The organism is Gallibacterium anatis DSM 16844 = F 149 (genome assembly GCF_000379785.1).
Lineage (GTDB): Bacteria > Pseudomonadota > Gammaproteobacteria > Enterobacterales > Pasteurellaceae > Gallibacterium > Gallibacterium anatis.
In genome coordinates, this window is record NZ_KB903676.1 from 39,568 (window position 1) to 49,044 (window position 9,477).

Sequence of the window (9,477 nt, forward strand, 5' to 3'; positions counted from 1 at the left end):
GGAGATAAATATGCAACAGCTAAATTCGGAAAATAAAAATATAGATCAGCAAGAATTGGATAAATTTGCCAAAATGGCGGCGAGTTGGTGGGATTTAAATGGTGATTTTAAACCAATTCATCAATTAAACCCTTTGCGTTTGAATTATATTTTGCAGCACAGCAATGGTTTGAATGGGAAAAAAGTGCTGGATGTCGGTTGTGGTGGCGGTATTTTGTCTGAAAGTATGGCAAAATCCGGCGCAAATGTAACCGGTATTGATATGAGTCCACAGCCGCTTGCCGTTGCCAAACAACATGCACAAGACAATAATTTAATAATCGATTATCAGCAATCTACAATTGAGGATTTTTTACAGCAACATCAACAACTTCAAGCAGAAAAATTTGATGTGATTACCTGTATGGAGATGTTGGAGCACGTTCCTGATCCGCTCTCAATTATTCGTAGTTGTCGGCAGTTATTAAAACCTGATGGCGTATTGTTTATGTCTACCATTAATCGCACTTTGAAAGCTTGGGCATTAGTGGTGATTGGCGCAGAATATATTTTGAAAATGTTGCCACAAGGCACGCACGATTATGAAAAATTTATTAAACCGGCGGAATTATTGGCTTATTGTGATCAAGTCGGACTAACCTGTCAACAGTTGAAAGGTTATCACTATAATCCGCTTACCGGTAATTTTTGGCTTAATGACGATGTTAGCGCCAATTATTGGGGAGTATTTTGCCATAGTCAGAATGAGGTATAACAATGTTGTGTGCTATTTATAAAAGTTGCAGAAAAGATGGAATGTATCTTTATATTGAAAAAAGAGATGATTTTTCATCAGTACCTGAGTCATTATTAAACGCTTTTGGGACACCTCAATTTGTGATGTTGTTCAATTTAGACGGAAAAAAGAAATTAATTCATACAGATAATCAAAATGTTAAAGAGCAGATTGAGCAAAATGGATTCTACTTACAGATGCCTCCGCCGGTAGAAGATCTCTTGAAAACACTTAAAAATTAGTTAATTCTTCCGCAATACAAATAGCGATATTTGTTGTTTTTAATAAAAATATCGCTTTTCTTCTCTTATCTTAATATCATTTACACAGTAAAGGTAAGACAAGGGATTGCAGATAAAAGAGAAGACAACGTAAATATTGTTCTTATCGTGGAGAAGTAGGTAATATCGCGCCGAATCACTTACAACGAGACTTCCACGCCACCGTTCCGCACTAGAAATGGTTGACCGATGTTACATTCATAACAAGGTGTGTAGTATCAAATGTTAAGTTATCAACAGCTACCCACTCAGCACAATATTGTGCTGAATATGTCGAGGAAAGAAAATTGTTTAGATAATGCTGCTATGGAAAGTTTCTTTGGTCGGATGAAGGTGAAATGTTTTTATAACAACACCTTCGAAAGCATTGAAGAACTGGAATTTGTTATCAAAGAATATGTTCGTTATTACAATGAAAACAGAATTTAATTAACATTAAATGGACTGAGTCCTGTTCAATACAGAATTCAGTCCTTAAAACAATAGCCAAACTTTTCGGGATCAGAGCATTCAACTCTTTTGCTTTTTTTCTTTATTTATATTGTTTACGGCAAAATGGAGTAGTGATATTAAATTTTCTGTTTATACAAGCTAACATATTGATTATATTGAGTTTATTTGAAAGGTGTTTTTAAATATTTCTATCCTTACGTGTAAATTTACATTTCTTTGTTAAAATTTACTTGCACCCTCTAAAACTTATGTACACTCCTACGTAAATTAACTTAATCCTGAAGGAGTATTTAAAAAATGAAAAAATTGCTTTTAACAACTTTAGTCGTCGCAGGTTTGAGCTTATCGGCACAAGGTGCGTTTGCGGATGATCCGCCAGCATAAAAAGGCACTATTACTATCACCGGTAAAATTGTGGATACTACTTGTACAATTAATGGTGGCACTGGTGCTGATATTCCTGTTACCTTAGCTACAATTTCTAAATCTGCATTGCCTAACCAAGGTGCTACCGCAATGGATACTCCATTTGAAATTAAACTAACAGATTGTACTAAAACAGGAGGCGGAGCATTTTCTGCTAACGAAAAAATTTATGCTGCCTTTATTAATGATCCTCTAAAAGTGAGTACAGAAGGGCGTTTGCTTAATAAAGCCACTGATAGTCCAGCCACTGACGTGACTATTGAAATTGCTAATAATGCTTCCGATAACACTACAGTAATTGATATTTCTAAATCAGCTACTGCACAAGGCTCTAAAACTGTAGCAATAAGTGGCTCTTCACCAACTGGGTCTGCGACTTTACAATATAAAGTACGTTATTATGCAGAAAGTAATGCTGTTAGTGCTGGTAATGTTAGAGGTCAAGTTGATTATATGATCGCATACGAATAATCTATGTTCTAGTTCTTTTTCGGGCAGATATTCTGCCCGATTTTTTATCATCTTTGTATTTGTTGGCGGATGTTTATGTTAAAAAAAAGATTTGCTACGATTTTTATATTGGCTGCTTTCTGGGCTTCTTCCTCGACAGCAAATATTGTTATTACAGGCACGCGGGTAATTTATCCATCTGATGCCAAAAATGTGAGTGTTCAATTAACCAATGTAGGCGACTCGCCTTCATTAGTGCAAGCTTGGATTGATGATGGTGATGCTAATACACCACCAGAAAAAATTCAAACGCCCTTTGTGATTACACCGCCTATTTCTCGTGTTGATGGGAATAAAGGTCAAACATTGCGTTTAATTTATACGGGGGGATCATTGCCTTCAGATCGGGAATCACTTTTTTATTTAAATGTGTTAGATATTCCACCGTCGCCAAAAGATAAGAGCAAAAATTATTTACAAATTGCATTACGCAGCCGTATTAAGCTATTTTACCGCCCTGCGAATCTCTCTCTTTCACCATCAGAAGCTTATACCAAAGTAAAATGGCAATTAAAAGGTAAACAATTACAAGTGGATAATCCAACACCATATTACATTACCTATGTCGGTGCGGGTGTCGGTCAAGGGAAAAATATGGCTAAAACCTCACGAGCTAATATGATTGCACCGTTTTCTAAAGCTGTTTTTGAATTGAACAAAGTTCCTTCAGGAAAAAATACTACTGTACAATGGGATATTCTTAATGACTATGGTAGTGATTCGCTTGGAAGCAGCCCATTACAACATTAATGCCTAATGATTATGCGAAATATTTTCTTACCCTTAACAAAATTTAGACGTAGCTATATATCATTGGTGCTATTTAGTTTAGTAGTTGTTGCATCAATAGTTATGCTAGTGACTACGTTGAATTTGACCCTGGATTCTTATACGGCACTGAAGCTCAAAAAAATATTGATATTCAACGATTCAGTTATGGGAATCCTATTCCTGCTGGTGAATATCTTGCGGATGTTTATGTAAATAATGAGTTACGTGGGCGTATCACTTTACAATTTGTGGAGCTTCTGATCAAAAATCTATCGGACTTTGTGCTACACCAACGTTGTTAACATTATTAGATTTAAAATCTGCTGCGTTTTCAGGTAAAACTCATCAAGTTAAGCAATGTCGCTTATTTGCACCACAAGTGCCAGAGGCAAAAGTAAATTTTGATGCTGGGCAATTGCGATTAGATGTGGATATTGCTCAGGCTCTAGTTGTGCAACGTCCAAAAGGTTATATCTCACCTGCACAATGGCAAGATGGTATTCCTGTGGCATTTTTACGTTACAACGCTAGCCATTATCGCTACCAATACAGTGATCAAAATTTTTATCAAAGCTATCTAGGCATTGAGTCAGGTATAAACTTGTTTGGTTGGGCATTACGTCATCGTGGGTCTATGAGTAGGAGTCCGCAACAAGATTCTCATTACCAACGGATCGCTACTTACTTACAACACGATGTTGCCGCACTTCGTGGGCAATTAACTATCGGTGATTTATATACTAATGGCGTTTTGATGGATAGTTTGTCACTGCGTGGAATAAAGTTAGCATCTGATGATAGAATGTTGGCTAGTTCTGAACGCGGTTATGCTCCCGTTATTCGTGGCGTTGCGAATAGCAATGCTGTTGTTAGCATACGGCAAAATGGCAATTTATTGCGAGAAGTTTCTGTTCCTCCTGGTGCGTTTTCAATTGATGATCTCTTTCCAACAGGGTATGGTGGCGATATTCAAGTAGAAATTTTAGAAGCAAATGGAGAAAAACGCACTTTTACTGTTCCTTATACTGCGGCAGCACAATTAATTCGTCCAGGTTATAGCCGTTATCAAATTGCTGCTGGACGTTATCGTTATGGTAATGTTGTTTTTGATACAAATGTTGCACAAGCCACTTGGCAGTATGGTTTAACTAATAATTTAACACTGAATCTTGGGGCGATCCTATCTATAGATTACCATTCTGAGCTGTTAGGTCTTTCTTTTAATACACCGATTAATACACCGATTGGAGCATTTGCGGCAAATGCAACGCTCTCTAATGCAACTTTTCATAATCTTGATCAAAAATTTAAGGGATACAATCTTTATTTTAGTTATAACACGCATATCGAACCAACAAATACAAACGTTACTTTAGCTGCATATCGTTATTTATCACGCGATTACTTCAGTTTACAAGATGTCATTTTAGCAAATGGACGGAATTTTGCTTACGAAAACGGACTGAATTTATCATTGAATAGCTATCGCCCAAAAAATCAATTTCAGGTATCTGTAAGTCAAACATTTAAAGACGGATGGGGTGGGGCTTATATTACTGGAAGTACGTTTACCTATTGGGGAACAAAGCAAAAACGCAATGAATACCAAATTGGCTATAGCAATAATTACAAGAAATTAAATTATAGTCTGTCATTTTCTCAATCAATTAATAATGATGGCAACAATGATAAACGAATTTATCTTTCTTTATCATTGCCATTAGGTGATAACGCTAATGGCTCTTATCTTTCACAAGATATTAGCCATAGCGTTAAGGATGGCTATTCTGCCTATACGTCATTATCTGGTACATTGGGTGAACAACAGCGTTATACCTATACTCTCTCTGTCAGTAAGCAACAACAAAGTGATGTTAGTTCAATTGCTTTTAGTAACACCTATTCTAGTTCTTTTGCCCGTCTTAATGGTTCATGGAGTCGTAGTAATAAAGGTAATCAACAAATGTCTGTTGGTGCTTCTGGAGCTGTTGTAGCTCATCCAAAAGGCATTACATTATCCAATGATTTAGGTGACAACTTTGCGATTATTCACGCTAAAGGTGCAAAAGGTGCGTTGATTAATAGCTCAATAGGTAATGAAATTGATTATTTTGGTAATGGTATCGTGCCATATGTTGAACCATATACTATCAATTATATAGGTTTAGATGGCAATAATTTGCCGAGTTCTGTTGAATTAGCTGCTACCGAGCAACAAGTTATTCCTCGTGCTAACCAAGCACTTTTAATTAATTTTGCAACCACAGCAGGCTCAGCCGTGTTCTTTGAAATCGAAAACAAAGAACAATTGCCACCATTAGGAACAGAAGTATTTGATCAAAATGAGAAATCTATTGGCGTTGTTGCACAAGGTGGGCAAAATTTATACCAGAGGTATTGCTGAAAAAGGTGAGCTTCATCTCAGTTGGGAGGGGCATCGCTGTCGAGCGAATTATCAGTTACCAGAACAAGAAGACGGTAAATTACTTATCGTGCCAATACAATGCCAATTTTATTAAAAGGGGAAAAAATGAAAGGGAAAATAATTCATTGGTTTATATCAATGATGGCTTTAGTGATTTTGTTTAAACCATCATTTTCTTTTGCCTATAAATTTGATGGGATAGAGGTTGGAGGACCAAGAGGAGTACCAACACAAGAAAAATATATTAGCGCTAATTATAATCGTGTTGGTTATAATGAGGTGGTTTATCGTTGGAATATAGGTGAAATAATGGCGGGAAACTACTGTAGGCAACGTGCTGGTGTAATGAATCCAGTGGATAAATATTAGTTAGAAATTAAATATTTTGATACACAAGAAAAAAATAGTCAGTATTTTGAAAGAAGGTTACTGGAAGTAAATAATCGTCTAGTAACAATTAATGATGCAAGCTCATATCAATTTGCTATTGTTGAGCGTGGACAATCATTAATATTTGATTTAAGACTAAAGCTAAAAGATACTTTTCTCTATAGTACAACGCCAGCGGATATTTCTATTCCAGCAGGCACGCCATTGGCAATCATTACGATGTTATGTGTGGATAAAACGACAACAGGTAATACCGTAGCGGATTATGAAGCTAATGATAATAGGGATTATAAAAAAAAACTCATTCTCTATGATAAAAGTTACCTCCACGAATGAGGCAACCTTTAGTTTTGCCCGAACCTGCACACTGGAAAATAATGACCAAACGGTTACACTAAAAGATGTGACTGTAAAAGAACTTAATGAGAATGACGAAGTGCTAGGTAACACTTTTGATATTGGGCTTAATTGCCCCGGAGGAAGTGTAAAAAATGCTTATATTCTCTTTACTGATGCTAATCCTCCATCAAATACAGACACTCTACCTGTTGGGGCATTAAATTCACCTGAAACCGATGCTACACAGACTATATTAAGCGTAAAAGATTCAGTGACTAAACAGTATTTAACTTATAGACAACCTTTAATAGCAAACGGTGATTTTTTTAATAAGCCAACAGGAGCTCAAGCGGCAGGTTTTTACTCATTTAATCAGGAGGCATTAACTATTAATCAAAAGCCTAAGCATCGTTTGATCTGCACCCCAAAAGTTGGACTGATTATCCAACACACAGAGGTGCAGATTTTTTATGACTAAAAACAGCCAAATATTTAAAAATCTGTTTTTTTACCATCCAGAAAATCTGACCAGAATGAGGAAAAGCAAGCGCTCAGAGTGCTTTCCTCATTCTCTTTGGGCAAACAAAGACAACCCTACGGGTTGAACGTTGCTTTAGCAACGGCACGAAGTGCAAGGCGCAGCCGCAGTAAAATGGGGTCGCTCTTTAGGGCGAAATCTAAGCCTTAATACAAAACCAAAACATTAACATCCCCACCATAATGCATTACAATAACATCCCAAATTTCTAACAACATAATCAAGCAAAATGTTCAAAAAAGCAGTACTCACAGTTCTCACCTTAGCGTTGGTGGGCTGTGGCAGTTCCACTAATAAAACGCCATCCGATGTTAATTATTCCCAGCCACGTTCAGTTGCCAACTTTGATCAATATGTCGATTATCTGCGTCAACAGGCAGTAAAACAGGGCGTTGATGCCAATGTGGCATATTCTCAACAAAATATCCATTTTGTTGAACGTTCGATTGAATTGGATCAACAGCAGGCGGGGCGTAAACGTACCGCTAAACCGAGCCAACCTAACCCGAACGGTGTGACGAATTACCTCAATCGTGTGCTGACAATGAATAAAATTGCATTGGCGGTGCGTTATTACAATGAACAAAATCAAGAAATTATGACCGCCAGTCGCCGCTTCGGGGTGCAACCGCAATATTTAGTGGCATTGTGGGGAATGGAAAGCAGCTTCGGACGTTATCAAGGCAATTTTGATGTGTTGTCGGTATTGGCGACATTAGCCTTTGAAGGCAGACGGGAATCACTGTTTGCACCGGAATTTATTAAAGCGTTGAAAATTATTGACCGTGGACATATTGAACGTGAAAAAATGAAAGGGTCGTGGGCAGGTGCAATGGGGCAAACGCAATTTATGCCGAGTTCCTATTTAAGTTATGCCAACGACGGGGATGGTGACGGTATCGCTGATATTTGGACCAATTATTATGATGCTTTTGCTTCGATCGCTAATTATTTAGCTACCGTTGGTTGGAATGATAAATTGCCGTGGGGCGTTGAAGTTCATCTTTCTACTTGGATTGATCCTTCATTAAGTGGAATAGAAAAATATAAAGCAAAATCAGTCAGTGATTGGTTGAAACGAGGCGTTGTTGTGCCGCAAGACAATTTTTCACAGCAGGTGTTGGTGCAACTGCAATCTGCTCCGGTTTGGTTAGTGTTGCCAAACGGCTTGGCAGGACGGGCATTTTTAGTATCTCAGAATTTTAAAACCATTATGGACTGGAATAAATCTTATTACTTTGCTATTAGTATCGGTAAGTTTGCCGATGCAATAGCACAACGAGTGATGTTGTGATGTTAACAACTGTTTGTATCTAAACTCCGTTTCTAGCGGAGTTTTTTATGAAATTTAGTCTTGTTTATGGTTTTATCTTGTTCAAGAAAGAAGAGTAGACAACGGAAACTTTGAATAAAGTTTAATAATAAAAAGGAGAATATTAAGGATTATCTGAGATAATATGAAAAGGATGGCGGAGGAAAAGAGATTCGAACTCTTGGAGGACGTAAATCCTCGCCGGTTTTCAAGACCGGTGCCTTCAACCACTCGACCATTCCTCCGCAGGATAGCTTGTTTTCAGCGATGTGAAATATAGTATAGTTCAGAGAGCGAGTAAATAAAAATTTGTAAAAATAGGTTTGATAGCACGCTTTTTGAGCTTTATGTGCTTTTTTTACACTTTATGCTTTTCTTACACCTATTTTGATTGACTTTTAATGTTGAAATTATTACCGTTATCAGGTTATTTTTGGATAGTTAAGGAGACTGAACTTTATGCAACAAAAAATTGTTATTGATACTCGAGAAAGCACTTCTTCCGTGTTAAGTACTAATCGTGTATTGCGCAACACCTATTTTCTATTGGCGTTAACTATCGCTTTTTCTGCGTTAACCGCTTATTTATCAATGGCATTTAATTTGCCGTATCCGGGATTAATCGTGATGTTGGTCGGATTTTATGGTTTGCTGTTTTTAACTTATAAATTCGCTAACAGCGGTTTAGGCATTTTAGCAACGTTTGCCTTTACCGGCTTTTTAGGCTACACCTTAGGACCGATTTTAAATATTTATGTCAGTCAAGGATTGGGCGATCTTGTGGTGACCGCATTGGGCGGCACAGCATTAGTCTTTTTTGCTTGTTCGGCTTATGTTTTAACCACGAAAAAAGATATGTCATTCCTTTCCGGTATGATGTTTTCACTTTTCATTGTGTTAATCGTTGGGATGATTGCCGGCTTGATTTTTAACCTTCCGGCATTGCATTTAGCGATTAGTGCCTTATTTATTGTGTTCTCAAGCGGCGCAATTTTATTGGAAACCAGTAATATTATTCACGGCGGAGAAACCAATTATATTCGTGCAACAGTCAGCATTTATGTTTCGCTTTATAACATTTTTGTCAGCTTGCTCAATATCTTATCCGCTAATCGTGATTAATATTCAATGAATAAAGGAAACCGCATCAATCGATGCGGTCAGACCGCTGACAAACCCATCTTTCCAAAATCATTTGATAAAAGTGGGTTTGTTTTTTTACTTTGTCGCTTTTCTCTTGCTTTTCCTTTCAGATAA

General features: G+C 37.2%; 11 protein-coding genes, 1 tRNA gene and 1 pseudogene. 12 read left to right on the top strand and 1 reads right to left on the bottom strand.

Going from position 1 to position 9,477, the window contains the following annotated elements; all coding sequences use genetic code 11:
• The first annotated feature begins 10 nt into the window (after nt 1-10).
• The 11 genes and pseudogenes from ubiG (at nt 11) to A3EO_RS0102230 (ending at nt 8,202) form a co-directional block, all read left to right on the top strand.
• Entirely contained in the window at nt 11-754 is a 744-nt protein-coding gene (gene ubiG / locus A3EO_RS0102195) for a bifunctional 2-polyprenyl-6-hydroxyphenol methylase/3-demethylubiquinol 3-O-methyltransferase UbiG (protein WP_018345811.1), read from the top strand.
• Nucleotides 755-756: 2 nt separating this feature from the next.
• Entirely contained in the window at nt 757-1,017 is a 261-nt protein-coding gene (locus tag A3EO_RS0102200) for a YcgL domain-containing protein (protein WP_018345812.1), read from the top strand.
• Nucleotides 1,018-1,323: 306 nt separating this feature from the next.
• A pseudogene (locus A3EO_RS13880) lies at nt 1,324-1,485 on the top strand (IS3 family transposase); the annotation flags it as partial.
• 438 nt (nt 1,486-1,923) lie between these two features.
• On the top strand, nt 1,924-2,406 hold the full coding sequence (locus A3EO_RS0102210) for a fimbrial protein (protein ID WP_018345813.1): 483 nt from the start codon (nt 1,924-1,926) through the stop codon (nt 2,404-2,406).
• Nucleotides 2,407-2,481: 75 nt separating this feature from the next.
• Entirely contained in the window at nt 2,482-3,195 is a 714-nt protein-coding gene (locus A3EO_RS0102215) for a fimbrial biogenesis chaperone (protein ID WP_018345814.1), read from the top strand.
• 170 nt (nt 3,196-3,365) lie between these two features.
• Nucleotides 3,366-3,518: a FimD/PapC N-terminal domain-containing protein gene (locus A3EO_RS13780; protein WP_267895496.1), complete on the top strand. Its 153-nt coding sequence runs from the start codon at nt 3,366-3,368 to the stop codon at nt 3,516-3,518.
• Nucleotides 3,512-5,620, top strand: a complete 2,109-nt coding sequence (locus A3EO_RS0102220; protein ID WP_267895477.1) for a fimbria/pilus outer membrane usher protein — start codon at nt 3,512-3,514, stop codon at nt 5,618-5,620. The genes A3EO_RS13780 and A3EO_RS0102220 overlap by 7 nt, the downstream gene beginning before the upstream one ends.
• Nucleotides 5,559-5,735 (top strand): FimD/PapC C-terminal domain-containing protein, encoded by a 177-nt coding sequence (locus A3EO_RS13650; RefSeq protein ID WP_233432262.1) that lies wholly within the window; start codon nt 5,559-5,561, stop codon nt 5,733-5,735. Before A3EO_RS0102220 ends, A3EO_RS13650 begins: the two co-directional genes overlap by 62 nt.
• Nucleotides 5,736-5,746: 11 nt before the next feature.
• Nucleotides 5,747-6,010 carry a hypothetical protein gene (locus tag A3EO_RS13655; protein ID WP_018345815.1) on the top strand — a complete coding sequence of 88 codons (264 nt, stop codon included), beginning with the start codon at nt 5,747-5,749 and terminating at the stop codon, nt 6,008-6,010.
• 286 nt (nt 6,011-6,296) lie between these two features.
• Nucleotides 6,297-6,848, top strand: a complete 552-nt coding sequence (locus A3EO_RS13660) for a hypothetical protein (RefSeq protein ID WP_018345816.1) — start codon at nt 6,297-6,299, stop codon at nt 6,846-6,848.
• Between the two features lie 289 nt (nt 6,849-7,137).
• Nucleotides 7,138-8,202, top strand: a complete 1,065-nt coding sequence (locus A3EO_RS0102230) for a lytic murein transglycosylase (protein WP_018345817.1) — start codon at nt 7,138-7,140, stop codon at nt 8,200-8,202.
• Between the two features lie 173 nt (nt 8,203-8,375).
• On the opposite strand, the gene A3EO_RS0102235 is transcribed toward A3EO_RS0102230, so the two are convergent.
• Nucleotides 8,376-8,465: transfer RNA gene (locus tag A3EO_RS0102235), tRNA-Ser, on the bottom strand.
• A 214-nt stretch (nt 8,466-8,679) separates the two neighbouring features.
• Here A3EO_RS0102235 and A3EO_RS0102240 point away from each other — a divergent pair.
• On the top strand, nt 8,680-9,342 hold the full coding sequence (locus tag A3EO_RS0102240) for a Bax inhibitor-1 family protein (RefSeq protein ID WP_018345818.1): 663 nt from the start codon (nt 8,680-8,682) through the stop codon (nt 9,340-9,342).
• Nucleotides 9,343-9,477: the final 135 nt, after the last annotated feature.

Coding starts and splice junctions, on each gene's coding strand:
- ubiG (WP_018345811.1), top strand. CDS start 11: ATGCAACAGCTAAATTCGGAAAATAAAAATATAGATCAGCAAGAATTG.
- A3EO_RS0102200 (WP_018345812.1), top strand. CDS start 757: ATGTTGTGTGCTATTTATAAAAGTTGCAGAAAAGATGGAATGTATCTT.
- A3EO_RS0102215 (WP_018345814.1), top strand. CDS start 2,482: ATGTTAAAAAAAAGATTTGCTACGATTTTTATATTGGCTGCTTTCTGG.
- A3EO_RS13650 (WP_233432262.1), top strand. CDS start 5,559: ATGAGAAATCTATTGGCGTTGTTGCACAAGGTGGGCAAAATTTATACC.
- A3EO_RS13655 (WP_018345815.1), top strand. CDS start 5,747: ATGAAAGGGAAAATAATTCATTGGTTTATATCAATGATGGCTTTAGTG.
- A3EO_RS13660 (WP_018345816.1), top strand. CDS start 6,297: ATGAAGCTAATGATAATAGGGATTATAAAAAAAAACTCATTCTCTATG.
- A3EO_RS0102230 (WP_018345817.1), top strand. CDS start 7,138: ATGTTCAAAAAAGCAGTACTCACAGTTCTCACCTTAGCGTTGGTGGGC.
- A3EO_RS0102240 (WP_018345818.1), top strand. CDS start 8,680: ATGCAACAAAAAATTGTTATTGATACTCGAGAAAGCACTTCTTCCGTG.